The sequence below is a fragment of the Klebsiella pneumoniae complex sp. WS1778 genome (assembly GCF_049472055.1).
Classification (GTDB): domain Bacteria; phylum Pseudomonadota; class Gammaproteobacteria; order Enterobacterales; family Enterobacteriaceae; genus Klebsiella; species Klebsiella quasipneumoniae.
Map to the genome: position 1 here is coordinate 39,076 of NZ_JBKGTJ010000008.1, position 15,577 is coordinate 54,652.

The window sequence follows — 15,577 nt, forward strand, 5'->3', positions numbered from 1 at the left end:
TACCTATGTCGCTGAAAGCCATTGCTAAAGAACTTGGGATCTCGGTAACGACCGTCAGCCGCGCGTTAAACGGCTATGATGATGTGTCGCAGGAGACCCGTGCTCGCGTGGAGGCTGAAGCGCAGCGTCGCGGATATCGGCCAAACACGTTCGCGCGTCGCCTGAAAATGGGCAAAATCGACGCCGTTGGCCTCGTTTTCCCCGTGCGCCCCGCGCCGCTGAATAACAACGTCTTTCTCGAAATGGTGGGAGAAATCAGCCACGAGCTGGCGCGCTATGAGATTGATTTACTGCTGATCGCCGATGATGAACAGGCCGATAAACACGGCTATATGCGCATGGTGCAGAGCCGTCGCGTCGATGCGCTGATCGTCGCGCATACCCTGGACGACGACCCGCGCCTGATTCAGCTGCTCTCTTCCGGCTTTCCTTTTCTCGCGCTGGGCCGTAGCCGCCTGCCGCAGCCCTACGCCTGGTTTGATTTCGATAACCAGGCGGGCACGTATCGCGCCACCCGTCATCTGATTAGCCAGGGGCACCGGCGCATCGCGCTGCTGAGCGAAAATAATAATCAGGCGTTTATTACCCAACGCCGCAACGGTTACCTGGAAGCGCTGCGCGAAGCGGGCCTGGCGGAAACCTGGCTGCGCAGCGTGCCGCCCACCCGCCGCGGCGGGTTTCAGGCAACGATGGAGCTGCTGCGCTTGCCTGAACCGCCAACGGCGATTGTCACCGACTGCAATACCCATGGCGACGGCGCGGCGATGGCCCTGGCTCAGCTCGGACGTCTTACCGGCGCCGATCGCGTCTCACTGGTGGTCTACGACGGTTTGCCGCAGGATAGCATCATCGACACCCCGGTGGGCGCGGTGGTTCAATCCACCCGACAGGGGGTGGGCCGCCAGATAGCCACGATGGTCCGCCGCTTAATTGCCGGCGAAGATCTGACCTCGCTTCAGGTGCTCTGGCAGCCCGAATTCATTCCCGGCGAAACCGCCTGATACTTCTCTCCACAGATTAATTTCCTGAACTCGATCACGGATCCGAAACGTTTTGGTTGGCGTCCGAAACGTTTCGGATCAACAGTAAGACATTCCTTGATATGGAGATGTCTAATGTCAGATTCGATTATACGCCTGCAAAGCGCAACGGTTGACGTGGTGATCAAAGCCCGCCCTTTCGCCGAAATTATCTACTGGGGGCCGCATTTAAGCCACTTTTCGCCGCAGGATGCCGACAGCCTGACGCGACCGGTCGCCAATGGCCGCCTCGATGTCGATTCCCCGGTCACTTTAATGGCGGAACTGGGCCATGGTCTGTTTGGCGCGCCGGGCATTGAAGGCCATCGCCAGGGGCTGGATGCCTCGCCGATTTTCGCCACCAGCAAAGTGCGGCACGAGGGCCAGACGCTAACCCTGGTCAGCGAAGACCCGCATGCCGGCCTGCGTTTGTACAGCGAGATCGCATTGGATGCCAGCGGTGTGTTGAGCGTGCGCCATGGCGTGACCAATCTGCGCGTCAGCCCATGGCAGGTGGATCGCCTGGCGGTCACGCTGCCGGTCGCCGAACGCGCTCGTGAGGTAATGGCTTTCCATGGCCGCTGGATCCGCGAGTTTCAGCCTCACCGCCTGACCCTGGAGCACGACAGCTTTGTGCTGGAGAACCGCCGCGGGCGCACCTCTCACGAACATTTCCCGGCCCTGATCACTGGCAGCCACGCCTTTAGCGAGATGCAGGGTGAAGTCTGGGGCGTGCATCTGGCCTGGAGCGGTAATCATCGCCTGCGGGCGGAGGTGAAAACCGATGGCCGTCGCTATCTGCAGGCCGAGGCGCTCTATCTGCCGGGCGAAATGGCGCTGGCGGAAGGGGAAACCTTGTGGACGCCGTACCTGTATGCCAGCTACTCGGCGAACGGGCTGAACGGCATGAGCCAGCAGTTCCATCGTTATCTGCGCGAACGGATTATTCGCTTCCCGGGCAACAAGCCGCGCCCGGTGCATCTCAACACCTGGGAGGGGATCTATTTCGACCACGATCCGGACTACATCATGCGCATGGCGGATGAAGCGGCGGCCCTGGGCGTGGAGCGTTTTATCATTGACGACGGCTGGTTTAAAGGACGCAACGACGACTGGGCGGCGCTCGGCGACTGGTATCTCGATGAGAAAAAATACCCCCACGGCCTGACGCCGGTTATCAACCACGTGAAATCGCTGGGGATGGAGTTCGGTATCTGGGTGGAGCCTGAGATGATTAACCCGGATTCCGATCTGTATCGGGCACACCCTGATTGGGTGCTGGCGCTTCCGGGCTATACGCCGCTTCCCGGGCGTCATCAGTTTGTCCTGAACCTGAATATTCCGGAAGCCTTTGATTATCTGCTGGAGCGGATGAGCTGGCTGCTGGGCGAACACGCGGTGGACTACGTGAAATGGGATATGAACCGTGAGCTGGTGCAGCCGGGCCATAACGGCAAAGCCGCCGCCGATGCGCAGACTCGCCAGTTCTACCGCCTGCTGGATACGCTGGTGGCCCGCTTCCCGCATATTGAATTTGAATCCTGCTCCTCCGGCGGCGGTCGTATCGATTATGAAGTCCTCAAGCGCAGCCATCGCTTCTGGGCTTCTGACAACAATGACGCCCTTGAGCGCAACACCATCCAGCGCGGCATGAGCTACTTCTTCCCGCCGGAGGTGATGGGCGCGCATATCGGTAATCGCCACTGTCATGCCACCTTCCGCCAGCACAGTATCGCCTTCCGCGGCCTGACGGCGCTGTTCGGTCATATGGGGCTTGAGCTGGATCCAGTGAGCGCCGATGAAGAAGAGCGCGCCGGGTATAGGAAATACGCGGCTCTGCATAAGCAGTGGCGCGACGTGATCCATCACGGCGTGCAGTGGCGGATGGATATGCCGGACGCCACCACCCTTGCTCATGGCGTCGTCAGCCCGGATAAAGCGCAGGCGATTTTCCTCGTCAGCCAGCTGGCGATGCCGGACTACACCCTGATGGCGCCGCTGCGCCTGGCGGGGTTGGAGGCGAGCGCCCGCTATCAGGTGACGCTCCTCGATCATCCGAACATTCAGATCACCGGCGAGGGCGGCCACACCATGCGGAAGCTGCCGGCATGGATGACGACGCCGCAGACGGTGAGCGGTGAGTGGCTACAGCAGGCGGGGCTGGCGCTGCCCATCCTCGACCCGGAAAGCGCCATTCTGATTGGCCTGCAACGCGTGTGATGGTATCGGGCCGCGTCGCGGCCCTTCTTGAGGAAAATATAATGAACCCGACCGTCTGTACCCACAAAAACAACCCCAACTTCTGGATTTTCGGGCTGTTCTTCTTTCTCTACTTCTTCATCATGGCCACCTGCTTTCCGTTTCTGCCGATCTGGCTGTCGGATGTTATCGGCCTGAATAAAACTGAAACCGGCCTCGTTTTCTCCAGCCTGTCGCTGTTCGCCATCTGTTTCCAGCCGGTTCTCGGGGTGATTTCAGACAAGCTGGGGCTGAAAAAACATCTGATGTGGATCGTGACCGTTCTGCTGGTGCTGATTGCTCCCTTCTTCCTCTATGTTTTCGCGCCGCTGCTGAAAACCAACATCTGGCTCGGGGCGCTGAGCGGCGGCGCCTATATCGGCTTTGTATTCTCCGCAGGCGCCGGCGCGATGGAGGCCTATATCGAACGGGTAAGCCGCAACAGCGGGTTTGAATACGGCAAGGCGCGCACCTTTGGTTGTCTGGGATGGGCGCTGTGCGCCACCACCGCCGGCATGCTGTTCAGCATTAATCCCGAATGGGTGTTCTGGATGGGGTCGGCCGCCGCGCTGCTGCTGGTGGTGCTGGTGGCTATCGCCAAACCGCAGGCCAGTCAGTCCGCGCAGGTAATGGACTCGCTCGGTGCCAATCGCCCGGCGATCGATTTAAAAACGGCGGTGCGCATGTTCCGTCAGCGGAAGATGTGGATGTTTATTCTGTATGTTATCGGCGTAGCCTGCGTGTATGACGTTTTCGATCAGCAGTTCGCCACCTTCTTCAAATCGTTCTTTGCGACCCCGGAAGCAGGCACCCGTGCCTTTGGTTTCGCCACCACCGCGGGAGAAATATGTAACGCCATCATTATGTTCAGCTCGCCGTGGATTATTAACCGCATCGGAGCGAAGAATACCCTGCTGATCGCCGGGATGGTGATGGCGGCCAGAATGATTGGCTCTTCCTTCGCCACCACCGCCGCGGAAGTGGTGGCGCTGAAGATGCTCCATGCGCTGGAAGTGCCGTTCCTGCTGGTGGGCGCCTTTAAATACATCACCGGCGTGTTTGATGTCCGGCTGTCGGCGACCATTTATCTGGTGGGCTTCCAGTTCGCCAAACAGGTGGCGGCGATCTTCCTCTCCGCCTTCGCCGGCAATATGTATGATCGGATCGGCTTCCAGGAGACCTATATGATCCTCGGCGGAATAGCCCTGACGGTCACCTTAATATCCGCGTTTACGTTAGCGGGCAAGGCGAAAAGTGAGCCGCTGCGCGATAATGCGATGACCGTTTAATTATCAACATTCCGTGGCACAGGGTGGTGCCTGACAGAGAAGGAAGATGTCATGATGGATATGAAAAAACGTATGAACAGCGGTGAGCTTTACCTGGATGCAGGATATGGCTTGCCGGAGCAGCGGCTGATGGGTAAAGCGCGGGCCTATGAATATAATCATTCGCATCCGTTTAATCAGGAATTGCGCAACGATATTATTCAGCGCATGTTCGCGAAAGTCGGCGAACAATGCTGGATAGAGCCGCCGATCAATATTGCCTATGGGATCCATACGACGATTGGTGATAATTTTTATGCCAATTTTAACCTCACGCTGGTCGACGATGCGGACATTATCATCGGCAATAACGTTATGTTTGCGCCAAATGTCACTATCTCCACCGCCGGGCATCCCATCCACCCCGTGCTGCGCCATACGCATCAACAGTTTTCATTACCGGTAGTGATTGAAGATGGGGTCTGGTTAGGCACGGGGGTGATTATTAATCCCGGGGTAACGATTGGCCAGAATTCAGTCATAGGCGCGGGCAGTGTGGTAAATCGCTCTATACCGGCGAATGTGGTTGCCGCTGGCGTACCTTGCCGGGTATTAAGAGAAATTACCGATGCGGATAAAGACAAATACGCACTTTTCCCCGGATGATGGACGAGAGAAACAGGGGAGCGTAAAGGATCGTGTCCCCTGTTTTGCATTATCGCCGTTGAACCGGCCTCCAGCCCGCATGGGGGGAGGCCGGGGAAGGTACTCTCCGGCGTCGCGGGGTTTCACGCCAGATAAAACACTTCTTTGAGCTCCGCGCTCAGCGGGCTGTTGTCAGGGTTGCTGGGCATCACCTCGCGCATGTATTTCCACCAGCGCTGGCACACTTCCGTGCTGGCGACCGCCTCCCAGCGGGCTTCCGACTCAATCTCCACCGTGGCGAACAGCAGGTTGCGCTCTTTATCGAGATAAATGGCGTAGTGGTGCGCGCCGTGCGTTTTCAGTACCGCCTCCAGCTCCGGCCAGATGGGGTTGTGGCGACGTGCATACTCCTCGTGCGCGTCAGGGTTAACCTGCATCACAAAGGCTTTGCGGATCATAATGCCTCCAGATAGAGCTCGCGTACCTCATCGCGGCTGGCGGGGCGCGGGTTACACGGCGCGCACGGGTCGGCCAGCGCTTTGTCCAGCCAGCCTTCGATATCGGCTTTGCTGACGCCAAGCTGGCTGAAGCCCTGGGGGATCCCTACGCGTTTGCTCAGCGCGCGAATGGCGTTGATGGCCTCCATGCTGGCGGCTTCATCGCTCATGCCGTGGGTATCGACACCCATCGCCTGCGCCACGCGGGCGAAGCGCGCCACCGCGTTCGGGCGGTTAAAGTTTTCGATGATCGGCAGCAGGATGGCGTTGCACACCCCGTGCGGCAGGTTGTGGGTGGCGCCAGGCTGATGGGCCAGGGCGTGTACCAGCCCGAGACCGGCGCTGTTGAACGCCATGCCCGCCAGGTATTGGCCAAACGCCATCTGCTCGCGGGCCTGCAGATCGTGCCCATCGTCTACCGCTTTCGGCAGCCACAGGTTGATCAGGCGGATGGCCTCGAGGGCGTTGGCGTCGGTCAGGGGATGGGCGCCAACGGAGACAAAGGCCTCGATGGCGTGGGTCAGGGCGTCCATGCCGGTGGCGGCGGTAACGGCTGGTGGGATGTCGAGCATCACGCTGGCGTCGTCGACGGCGATATCCGGGATCAGGTTCGGGTCGATAATCACCTCTTTTACCTGACGCTCGCTATCGATAATCACGGCGTTGCTGGTCATCTCCGCCGCCGTGCCGGCGGTGGTGTTGATGGCCACCAGCGGCACGCCAGCGTTTTTCACTTTGCCGACGCCGGAGTAGGCGGTGGAGGGGCCTGGGTTGGCGGTGAGGATTTTTATCGCTTTGGCGGTATCAATCGGGCTGCCGCCGCCGAAGGCGATCAGGTAATCGCAGCGGGCCGCCTGGTACGCCGCATAGCCTTGCTGCACCAGCGCTTCGGTGGGATTAGGGTACACGCCGTCAAACAGCTGATAAGCCATCTGCTGTTCATCCAGCGCGGAAAACAGACTGTCCAGCAGGCCCAGCTTCACCAGTTGACCGTCGGTGACGATCAGCGCCTTGCCCCACTGTTTGCCCGCTACCAGCTTGACCATATCACCGATAGCGCCTGCGCCGTGGAGGCTGATTTTAGGTAGTGCCAACATAAAACTCATGATAATTCTCCTTAATGTTGATTTTGGGAAATCCGTTTCCCCTCACCCCGCCCTTCTCCCTTGGGAGAGGGCCAGGGCGAGGGGGAAATTAACATCGTCTTCGCTGCAGCATCCGCCGGGCCATAATCGGCAGGGAGATCACCACGATCAGCATCGCGCCGATAATCACCGACATCACGATGCCGGGGACGTTCAGCAGGCTCAGGCCGAAGGTCACCAGCCCCATCAGAAAGGCGGCGATGATCACCCCGGGCATGCTGCCGGAACCGCCAAGAATATTGACGCCGCCGAGCACCGCCATGGTGACAACCGCCAGCTCCCAGCCCATCGCCAAAGTGGGGCGGGTACTGCCGAGCCGTGAGGTCAACAGGATCGCCGCCAGCCCGGCCATCAGCCCGACCAGCGCGAACAGCGCGAGGTTATGTCGCTTCACGTTGATCCCGGAGTACCAGGCGCCGGTCGGGTTATTGCCGATGGCGTAGGTTCGGCGGCCAAAGTTGGTTTTATGCAGCAGGAAGGTGAAGGCAGCCGCGAGGAGGATAAACAGCGCAAACTCAAAAGAGAGCGCCCCCCACACGTACCCCTGGCCGAACCAGGCAAAGCTCTCCGGGTAGTGGTTGAGCGCCTGATCGCCCAGCAGGATATAGGTGATGCCGCGATACAGGCTCATGGTGCCGATGGTGATCACAATGGACGACAAGTTAAAGCGAGTCACCAGCAAGCCGTTGAACAGGCCGCACAGCAGACCTACGCCCAGGCCGATGACCACCAGCAGCGGGGTGCCCATCCCCGCTGCCGCGCAGAAGCCCATCACCGTTGAGCTGAGCGCCATCGTCGAGGCCACCGACAGATCGATTTCCCGGGCGATAATCAGCATCGCCATCGGCAGGACGACGATCGCCTTCTCGGTAAAGGTAAAGGTCGCGTCCGAGAGGTTCCAGATATTGAGGAAGTACGGGGAAGCCACCGCGTTGCCGATAAATACCGCCAGGGTGACCGCCAGTAAAAACCCTTCCCAGCACAGCAGGCGGCGCAGCGGCGACGGCGCGGCCGGGGCGTTTTTCATCTCTTCAGATACCATCATCTTGCTCATGATTTTACCGCCTGTTTCTGTCGGGCTAACGCCGCGTTACGCAGGATTAACCGCCCGTGACCGCGATTGCCGCGCTCGTTAAGCAACACCGCCATGACGATCACCGCCCCGGAAATCGCCATTTGCCAGAACGGCGAGATGCCGATCACCGGCAGGGCATTATTGATGACCCCGAGGAACAGCGCGCCGCACAGGCAGCCCAGTACCCGTCCGCTTCCGCCCATGGTGCTGATACCGCCGATCACGCAGGCGGCGACCACCTGCAGCTCAAAGCCGTTCGCCACATCGACATAGGCGACGGCGAAGCGCGAGATCCACAGATAGCCGCAGAAGCCAGCCAGCGCGCCGGAGAGGCAGAAGCTGACGAACTGCATTTTCCCGGCGTTAATGCCGGTGTAATACGCCGCCGTCGCGTTGCCGCCCGCGGTATACAAGGCCCGGCCGGTGCGGCTGTAGCGCAGGAAGTAACCCACCAGCAGCAGCGCGGCGATGGCGCACCAGCTCAGCAGCGGCAATCCCAGGAGGGTGCTGCGCGGCAGACTGAGAAAATCAGCGCTCATCTGATGTGAGTTAACCCAGCCGCCGTCGGTCAGCAGGAAGATAATGCCGCGATAAATGCTCATGGTGCCCAGGGTCACCACGATGGCGGGAATGCCGAGGCGCCAGACCAGCAGGCCGTTAATCATCCCCATCAGCAGGCCCAGCAGGGTTGCCAGCGCCAGCAGCGCTACCACCGGAATACCCGGATTATGGGCATTGAGCAGGGCGACGATCATCCCGGTCAGCGCCAGGTTGGCGGCCATCGACAAATCGATGCCTTTGGTGAGCAGCACCATCATCTGTCCGAGGGCGAGAATGATAAGGATGGCGGTATCGTTAAACATCTCCACCAGATTACCCGGTGAAACGAACGACGGCGCCCGGCTGCCAATGGCGCCGATCATCAAAATGATGACCAGCGCCAGCAGCGCTTCGCGATGCTTCAGCCATGCGTGTCCCATCATGCTGCCTCCTGGCCGATGCCGCTGGCGGCGCTAACGATGGTTTCCGCCGTCGCTTCCCCGGCCCGGTACTCGGCGACCATCAGCCCTTCATGCATCACGATAATCCGGTCGGCCATGCCCATCACTTCCGGCAGCTCTGACGAGACCATAATCACCGCCAGCCCCTGGCTGACCAGCTCGGACATAAACTGATGCACAGCGGCTTTTGAGCCGATATCGATGCCTTTGGTCGGCTCATCGAGGATGATCACCTCGGGCTGGGTCGCCAGCCATTTGCCGATCACCACTTTCTGCTGGTTGCCGCCAGAGAGGGTCTCCACCGGCTGCCGCCAGCTGGAGGCTTTAACCTGCAGGCGCGAGGCGTACTCGTCCGCCAGCCGCCATTCCCGGGCGTCGTTCAGGACGCCGTTAGGATTGAGCTTGCTCAGCTGCGGCAGACTGATGTTCTGGGCGATAGGCAGGGCGATGATCGCCCCCTGTTTCTGTCGCTCTTCCGGTACGCAGACGATGCCCGCGCGGATAGCGTCGGCGGGTTGGCGAAAGCGCATGGGGCTGCCGTTCAGTCGGATCTCGCCGGAGGAGGGATGCGTTACGCCGGAGAGCGCCTGCATCAGCTCGGTGCGTCCGGCGCCCACCAGGCCGTAAAAGCCGAGAATTTCCCCCTTGCGCAGGCTGAAGCTGATATCGGCAAACTCGGTAGGATGACAAAGATCGTTGACCTCCAGCACCGTTTCCCCTGGGGTACAGTCGACTTTTGGGTAGGTTTGGCTGATCGCCCGGCCCACCATCATCGACACCATCCGCTCTTCGGTAATATCGCTCATCATCCCGGAGCTGACGTACACCCCATCGCGCAGGATGGTGTAATAGTCGGCCAGCTCGAAAATTTCATCGAACTTATGCGAGATAAACAGGATCGCTTTGCCGTCCTGCTTCAGACGCTCAACGATGTGATAAAACTCCAGGATTTCATGCTGGGAAAGCGCGGCGGTCGGCTCATCGAGGATCACCGCCTGGGCGTCGAAAGCCAGCGCCCGGGCAATCGCCACCATGTGCCGCTGGGCGATGCTGAGCGTTTTTAACGTTGCCCGCGGGTCGATCTGGACTTCCAGCCGGGCGAGGATCTCACCAGCCCGGCGGTGCATCGCCGGCCAGTCGAGCGTTTTGAGCAGTCCCTTATACAGATACTGGCCGACGAAAATGTTTTCGCTGACCGAAAGTTCGTCAAACAGTATGGTTTCCTGGTGGATGGCGGTGATCCCCATCTTGTGCGCCGACTCCGGCGTCGGCAGATGAATGGGAATCGCTTTATAGAGGATCTCCCCCTCTTCGGGCTGATAAATACCGGTCATCACTTTGACCAGCGTGGATTTCCCCGCGCCGTTTTCGCCGATGAGGGCGGTCACTTTGCCGGGCCAGAGATCGAGCTGCACGTTCTCAAGGGCGCGCACACCGGGAAAAATCTTGGTGATCCCCTTCAGCGACAGCAGTGGTGTTGATGCTGACATGATAGTTCTCCGTAAAATCGCCCCTCACCCTAACCCTCTCCCCAAAGGGGAAAGGGAATGGTCCGGCGCCCGCAGGCCGCATCGCGCAGAGGGCCAGCCGTTCCCCCTCTCCCTCTGGGAGAGGGCCGGGGTGAGGAAACAAGGGTTAGAAAATTTTCGAGAACTTATCGATGTTGCTCGCATCGTAGACAAACGGCTCGGCCATCGCGCCATTCCCTTCGGCGTCCAGCTTCACTTTGCCCAGCTTGCCCATACTGGCTTCGGTTTTGGTCGCCGTGCCTTTGACTAAATCGTCGGCCAGATAGGTGGCGGCGTAACCGAGGTCAATCGGGTTCCAGATGGCGAAGCTTTTGCTGGCGCCAGACTTGATCGCGCCGGCCATTTCCGACGGCAGCCCCAGCCCGGTGACATAGACTTTGCCAATTTTTCCCTGGTCCTTCACCGCCTGCGCGGCGGCAACAATCCCCACCGATGACGGCGAAACAATGACTTTCAGGTCCGGATATGATTTCAGCAGGCCCACCGCTTCGCGGTAGCTTTTATCCGACAGATCGTCACCGTAGGCGACGGTCACCAGATTGACGGACGGATACTGCGGCAGCACCTTTTTCATCTCCTCAATCCAGATATTCTGGTTAGTGGAGGTCGGGGTGGCGCTTAACACCGCCACATCCCCCTTCTCCACGTTCAGCGCCTTCAGCGCATCGGCGGCGAGCTTGACGTTGGTCTCGCCAATTAAGGCGTTATTGGAAGGATTAAGATGGATCTGGCGGCCTGCCGGCGCCACGCCGGAGTCCCAGGAAACCACTTTGATGCCGCGCTGCATCGCTTTTTTCAGCACCGGTACCACCGCGTCCGGATCGTTGGCGGAAATGGCGATCGCATCCACCCCCTGGGCGATCAACCCGTTCAGCACATCGATCTGCGCTTCGGCGGTGGTGGTGGTCGGGCCGGTGTAGATCACTTTGACATCACCTAACTCTTTGGCGGCCTGTTGGGCGCCAACGTTGGCGGCTTCGAAGAAGCCATTTCCCAGCGATTTCGCCACGAGGGCGATTTTAACTTCTGCTAAGGCGGAACCGGACAACGCCAGGGCGGCAACGGTGAGGATCAAGCTTGTCTTTGTTTTCATTGCTTTTACTCCACATGAGTCAGTTTTGTAGGGTTTGCAGGTGAGGCTTCGCCCCGTCTCGGTGAGCGGGGCGCGATGTTGTTATGGATAAAGATCTAACGCGGACTGCAGCGGCTGGACGTTGAAGCGTTTGCCAAGAGCGATAAGCTCTTCGCGAGTGATGGTCTGCTTCATCCCGCCCATGGACAGAACTTTCACCAGCACTTCGGCGGACTTCTCGGCAGTGTCGATCAGGCCGAAGGTCTCATCCAGGGTTGGGCCGCTGCCGAAGACGCCGTGGAACGGCCACAGCACCAGCGAGTGTTTTTGCATGGTTTCCGCAGTCGCCTGGCCGATTTCATCGGTGCCTGGCACCATCCACGGCAGAATGCCGACGCCATCCGGGAAGACCACCAGACATTCGGTGCTACCTTCCCACAGCTTACGGGTGAACAGATCGCTGTGGTTCTCCAGGACGTAGGTCAGGGCGATCAGATTGGTGGCATGACAGTGCATGATCACCCGGTCCTTGCCGTCGGTCAGTTTGATGCGCTCGCTGTGCGACAGGAAGTGTGCCGGCAGCTCGGAGGTCGGCACCGCATCCTCCGTCAGACCCCACAGGATATGGTATCCCGCGCCGTCGCTGTCGACTTTCACCACGCCAAGGTTAGCGGCCGGGTCGAGCTGGACATTACGGAAGAATTTGCCGGAACCGGTGACGATAAACGGCTGGTTGGCCAGGGTTGGCATCGGCTGGCTGAGGGCGATATAGCGGGGTTTAGCGTGGAAATCCGCCGCGTAAGGTTCGATATCCGCCTCATCCAGACGCAGCGTCAGGTTGCCGCCGTTGCGCTCGTCCCAGCCTTTCAGCCAGGCGTCGGAGGTGGCTTTGATCATTCCCTGGACGAACCAGGCGTCGATAATGGTCTGCATAGTCTTGTCTTTCCTGTTAATTCGGTGGGGGTAGCCCCTCACCCTAACCCTCTCCCCACAGGGGAGAGGGAACGGTTCGGTGCGCTCTGGCAACATCGCGCAGTTCGTAGCCCGGGTAAGGCGTCAGCCGCGACCCGAGGAAGCCCGTGCATTACCCGCGCTGGCTCAGAACCGCATTCTCATAAGCCCGCACGTTGTCCAGCCACTGGCTGCCCGCCGGCGTGTCGTGACGCTGGCAGTACATCTCCCAGATGGCCTGCCACGGCAGGGATTTTTGCTCTTCGAGCAGCGCCAGGCGGGCGGTGTAATCGCCGTCGTTCTCCAGCTGGCGCAGCTGGTTGGTCGGTTCCAGCAGGGCGCGCAGCAGCGCTTTTTTCATATTGCGGGTACCAATCACCCAGGCCGCGATGCGGTTGATGGAGGCATCGAAGAAGTCGAGGCCGATGTGTACGCGGTCAAACAGGTTATGGCGAATGATTTCGCTGGCGATGGCCTGAGTCTCATCATCCAGCAGTACCACGTGGTCGCTGTCCCAGCGCACCGGGCGGCTGACGTGCAGCAGCAGGCGCGGGATGTAGAGCATGGCGGCGGAGATCTTGTCGGAGATGACCTCCGTCGGGTGGAAGTGGCCGGCATCCAGGCACAGCGCCGTCTGGCGGCTGGTGGCATAGCCCATATAGAACTCGTTGGAGCCGACGGTGTAGCTTTCGGCGCCGATACCGAACAGCTTGCTCTCGACGGCGTCAATGTGGTGCGCCGGGGCGAATTTTTCGCTGATGACTTCATCCAGCGCGTTCAGCAGCCGCTGGCGCGGCGCGAAGCGGTCAACGGTAATGTCCTTCATGCCGTCCGGCACCCAGATATTCATCACCGACGGGGTGCCCAGCTGTTCGCCAAAATAAGCGGATACGCGGCGGCTGGCTTTGCAGTGGTCGATCCAGAACTGGCGGATCTCATCGTTGGCATGCGACAGGGTAAAGCCGTCGGCGCTCAGCGGATGCGAGAAGCAGGAGGGGTTGAAATCCAGCCCCAGTTTGTTGGCTTTCGCCCACTCGACCCAGTTTTTAAAGTGCTCCGGCTTTATCTCATTGCGCGCCACCGGCGCGTCGGCTTCCAGATAAATAGCGTGCAGGTTGAGACGTTTTGGCCCCGGAATCAGGCTCAGCGCCTGCTCAAGGTCGGCGCGTAGCTCCTGAGCATTGCGCGCTTTGCCCGGGTAATTGCCGGTGGCCTGGATGCCGCCGGTCAGGCTTCCCGCCGGATTTTCGAACCCGGCGACGTCGTCACCCTGCCAGCAGTGCATGGAGACGGGCAGACGGTCCAGCTGGCGCAGGGCCTCCTCGACATCCACGCCGACGGCGGCGTAGCGCTGCTTAGCAATTTCCCAGGCTTGTTCAAGTTGAGTGGTCATGCGCAAAGCTCCTTGGTCTGTTGTGGCTGAAACTGCGCCACGAAACGGGCAATTTCACTATCAGGATTGGGGGTAAAGGCGGTGAGGGACGCATTGCCGCGCACCACCTGACGAAACTCATCGACGCTGGCCAGCTCGTCGAGGGTCATTAACTGGATGCCGATATTGCCGAGGGTGGAGGCCTCTGTCGGGCCGGCCACGACGGCGATCCCGCAGGCGTCGGCGCACAGCTGGTTGAGCAGTTCGTTCTGGCAGCCGCCGCCGACGATATGCAGCTGGCTGAAGGGCTGGCCGCGCAGCGCCGCCAGCTCGTTAAGCACCCGGGCGTAGAGCAGCGCCAGGCTGTCGAAAATGCAGCGCGCCAGTTCGGCGTCGCTGTGAGGAACCGGCTGGCCGGATCCGCGGCAGGCGGCCTGGATCTCGGCGCTCATACTGGCCGGGTTGATAAAGCGGTCGTCATTGCAGTCAATGATGAAGCGACACGCCGGCAGCGCGGCAGTGCGGGCGATCAGCCCCTGCAGGTCGCTGACGTTTTGTTCTTTCAGCACCCGCTGCAGCAGCCACAGGCCCATGATATTTTTCAGCACCCGATAGCGGCCTTCGGCTCCGCCTTCGTTGGTGATATTGGCCTGCAGCGCCGCGTCGCAGGTGTAAGGGGTCAGGCTTTCAAACCCCATCAGCGACCAGGTGCCGGAGGAGAGATAGGCGGCGTGGCGGTCGGCCAGCGGGGAGGCGATCACCGCGCTGGCGGTGTCGTGACTGGCGACGGCGACCACCGGAATACGGTTGCCTTGCGGGCAGATCCAGTGGCCTGTCACATTGCCGGGATGCGTCGGGGTGCCAAACCACTCGCGCGGCGCGCCGGTCCAGTTCAGCAGCGTCTCATCCCAGTTATCGCTGTGGATGTTGACCAACTGGGTGGTGGTGGCGTTGGTATATTCCCAGTTCAGATTGCCGGTCAGGCGGAAGCTGAAATAGTCGGGGATCAGCAGGGCATGGGCGGCCTGACTGACCAGCTCCGGTTGCTGTTCCACCAGGGCGCGCAGCTGATAAAGGGTGTTAAACGGCAGAAACTGAATGCCACTGCGGCGATAGATCTCCGCCCGGCCCAGCTGTTCTTCAGCGTGACGTAGCAGGCCCTGGGTGCGATCGTCACGATAGGAGACCGGCAGCCCGACGCGCTGACCCTGCTTATCCAGCAGGACATAATCCACGCCCCAGGTATCGATGCCGATGCTGTCGATCAGGATGCCCTGCTCACACACTTTCTCCAGCCCGCGGCGGATCTCGCCTTCGAGGCTATCGAGATCCCAGCAGTCGAAGCCATCGACCTTCTGCAGGCTGTTGGTGAAGCGATGAATTTCACGCAGCGTCAGGGCGCGCGGCCCGGACTGATAGCTGGCGAGCATGACCCGCCCGCTGGAGGCGCCTAAATCGACGGCGACACAATGACGAATACTCATGGAACGATCCTTCTTAAAATCATTGTCCGCAGTCTAAAAAAGGGCGCTGACTCACACCTTCTCGCTACGGACAGCCGAAACTGGCCGCTGGCAAGAAAGCAAAGGTGACCGTGAGGAAAATCACAAATTGCGGTTTTGGGCGGTGGTAAGGAGGATGTGATGGGGTCCGCAGTTCCGCATCTTTCCGGCTGATTCTTGAAAAAGCGGCAGGATTTACGAATTTCATGGTCAAAAATTGAAGGCCGGATAGCCAACCCTTCATTACTATCAGCCGGTGACTG

13 protein-coding genes are annotated in these 15,577 nt (G+C 60.0%); 4 read left to right on the forward strand and 9 right to left on the reverse strand.

The genetic code is table 11. The features are described 5' to 3' along the window. The first annotated feature begins 5 nt into the window (after nt 1-5). The 4 genes from ACLEXF_RS23365 to ACLEXF_RS23380 all read left to right on the forward strand — a co-directional run bounded on the left by ACLEXF_RS23365 (nt 6) and on the right by ACLEXF_RS23380 (nt 5,191). Nucleotides 6-1,001 (forward strand): substrate-binding domain-containing protein, encoded by a 996-nt coding sequence (locus ACLEXF_RS23365; protein ID WP_004203649.1) that lies wholly within the window; start codon nt 6-8, stop codon nt 999-1,001. A 114-nt stretch (nt 1,002-1,115) separates the two neighbouring features. After that, nucleotides 1,116-3,239 carry an alpha-galactosidase gene (locus ACLEXF_RS23370; protein ID WP_004203653.1) on the forward strand — a complete coding sequence of 708 codons (2,124 nt, stop codon included), beginning with the start codon at nt 1,116-1,118 and terminating at the stop codon, nt 3,237-3,239. 41 nt (nt 3,240-3,280) lie between these two features. Beyond that, a complete protein-coding gene (locus ACLEXF_RS23375; protein WP_004203654.1) occupies nt 3,281-4,546 on the forward strand; it encodes an MFS transporter in 1,266 nt (421 codons plus the stop codon). 51 nt (nt 4,547-4,597) lie between these two features. Beyond that, complete coding sequence (locus ACLEXF_RS23380; RefSeq protein WP_074377662.1) at nt 4,598-5,191, forward strand: maltose acetyltransferase domain-containing protein; 594 nt, start codon at nt 4,598-4,600, stop codon at nt 5,189-5,191. 122 nt (nt 5,192-5,313) lie between these two features. Here the strand turns inward: ACLEXF_RS23380 and rhaM are convergent, their stop codons facing one another. The 9 genes from rhaM to rhaB all read right to left on the reverse strand — a co-directional run bounded on the left by rhaM (nt 5,314) and on the right by rhaB (nt 15,296). Continuing rightward, nucleotides 5,314-5,628: an L-rhamnose mutarotase gene (gene rhaM / locus ACLEXF_RS23385; RefSeq protein ID WP_017899830.1), complete on the reverse strand. Its 315-nt coding sequence runs from the start codon at nt 5,626-5,628 to the stop codon at nt 5,314-5,316. Then, nucleotides 5,625-6,773 carry a lactaldehyde reductase gene (gene fucO / locus ACLEXF_RS23390; protein WP_135699646.1) on the reverse strand — a complete coding sequence of 383 codons (1,149 nt, stop codon included), beginning with the start codon at nt 6,771-6,773 and terminating at the stop codon, nt 5,625-5,627. Before fucO ends, rhaM begins: the two co-directional genes overlap by 4 nt. 88 nt (nt 6,774-6,861) lie before the next feature. Then, the gene (locus ACLEXF_RS23395) at nt 6,862-7,866 is read right to left on the reverse strand and encodes an ABC transporter permease (RefSeq protein ID WP_080841804.1); all 1,005 of its coding nucleotides are present in this window, start codon (nt 7,864-7,866) and stop codon (nt 6,862-6,864) included. Further along, nucleotides 7,863-8,870, reverse strand: coding sequence for an ABC transporter permease (locus tag ACLEXF_RS23400; RefSeq protein WP_074195334.1), 1,008 nt, complete (start codon nt 8,868-8,870; stop codon nt 7,863-7,865). The genes ACLEXF_RS23395 and ACLEXF_RS23400 overlap by 4 nt, the downstream gene beginning before the upstream one ends. Beyond that, nucleotides 8,867-10,378, reverse strand: a complete 1,512-nt coding sequence (locus ACLEXF_RS23405) for a sugar ABC transporter ATP-binding protein (RefSeq protein ID WP_004203660.1) — start codon at nt 10,376-10,378, stop codon at nt 8,867-8,869. Before ACLEXF_RS23405 ends, ACLEXF_RS23400 begins: the two co-directional genes overlap by 4 nt. A gap of 145 nt (nt 10,379-10,523) precedes the next feature. Next, nucleotides 10,524-11,510, reverse strand: coding sequence for a rhamnose ABC transporter substrate-binding protein (rhaS, locus tag ACLEXF_RS23410; RefSeq protein WP_004203661.1), 987 nt, complete (start codon nt 11,508-11,510; stop codon nt 10,524-10,526). Nucleotides 11,511-11,591: 81 nt separating this feature from the next. Beyond that, nucleotides 11,592-12,422 carry a rhamnulose-1-phosphate aldolase gene (rhaD, locus tag ACLEXF_RS23415; protein ID WP_004203662.1) on the reverse strand — a complete coding sequence of 277 codons (831 nt, stop codon included), beginning with the start codon at nt 12,420-12,422 and terminating at the stop codon, nt 11,592-11,594. A 151-nt stretch (nt 12,423-12,573) separates the two neighbouring features. Further along, on the reverse strand, nt 12,574-13,833 hold the full coding sequence (gene rhaA, locus ACLEXF_RS23420; protein WP_080841803.1) for an L-rhamnose isomerase: 1,260 nt from the start codon (nt 13,831-13,833) through the stop codon (nt 12,574-12,576). After that, nucleotides 13,830-15,296, reverse strand: coding sequence for a rhamnulokinase (gene rhaB, locus ACLEXF_RS23425; protein ID WP_004203664.1), 1,467 nt, complete (start codon nt 15,294-15,296; stop codon nt 13,830-13,832). Before rhaB ends, rhaA begins: the two co-directional genes overlap by 4 nt. Nucleotides 15,297-15,577: the final 281 nt, after the last annotated feature.

Coding starts and splice junctions, on each gene's coding strand:
- ACLEXF_RS23370 (WP_004203653.1), top strand. CDS start 1,116: ATGTCAGATTCGATTATACGCCTGCAAAGCGCAACGGTTGACGTGGTG.
- rhaA (WP_080841803.1), bottom strand. CDS start 13,833: ATGACCACTCAACTTGAACAAGCCTGGGAAATTGCTAAGCAGCGCTAC.
- ACLEXF_RS23395 (WP_080841804.1), bottom strand. CDS start 7,866: ATGAGCAAGATGATGGTATCTGAAGAGATGAAAAACGCCCCGGCCGCG.
- rhaM (WP_017899830.1), bottom strand. CDS start 5,628: ATGATCCGCAAAGCCTTTGTGATGCAGGTTAACCCTGACGCGCACGAG.
- rhaB (WP_004203664.1), bottom strand. CDS start 15,296: ATGAGTATTCGTCATTGTGTCGCCGTCGATTTAGGCGCCTCCAGCGGG.
- rhaD (WP_004203662.1), bottom strand. CDS start 12,422: ATGCAGACCATTATCGACGCCTGGTTCGTCCAGGGAATGATCAAAGCC.
- ACLEXF_RS23400 (WP_074195334.1), bottom strand. CDS start 8,870: ATGATGGGACACGCATGGCTGAAGCATCGCGAAGCGCTGCTGGCGCTG.
- ACLEXF_RS23365 (WP_004203649.1), top strand. CDS start 6: ATGTCGCTGAAAGCCATTGCTAAAGAACTTGGGATCTCGGTAACGACC.
- ACLEXF_RS23380 (WP_074377662.1), top strand. CDS start 4,598: ATGATGGATATGAAAAAACGTATGAACAGCGGTGAGCTTTACCTGGAT.
- ACLEXF_RS23405 (WP_004203660.1), bottom strand. CDS start 10,378: ATGTCAGCATCAACACCACTGCTGTCGCTGAAGGGGATCACCAAGATT.
- rhaS (WP_004203661.1), bottom strand. CDS start 11,510: ATGAAAACAAAGACAAGCTTGATCCTCACCGTTGCCGCCCTGGCGTTG.
- fucO (WP_135699646.1), bottom strand. CDS start 6,773: ATGAGTTTTATGTTGGCACTACCTAAAATCAGCCTCCACGGCGCAGGC.
- ACLEXF_RS23375 (WP_004203654.1), top strand. CDS start 3,281: ATGAACCCGACCGTCTGTACCCACAAAAACAACCCCAACTTCTGGATT.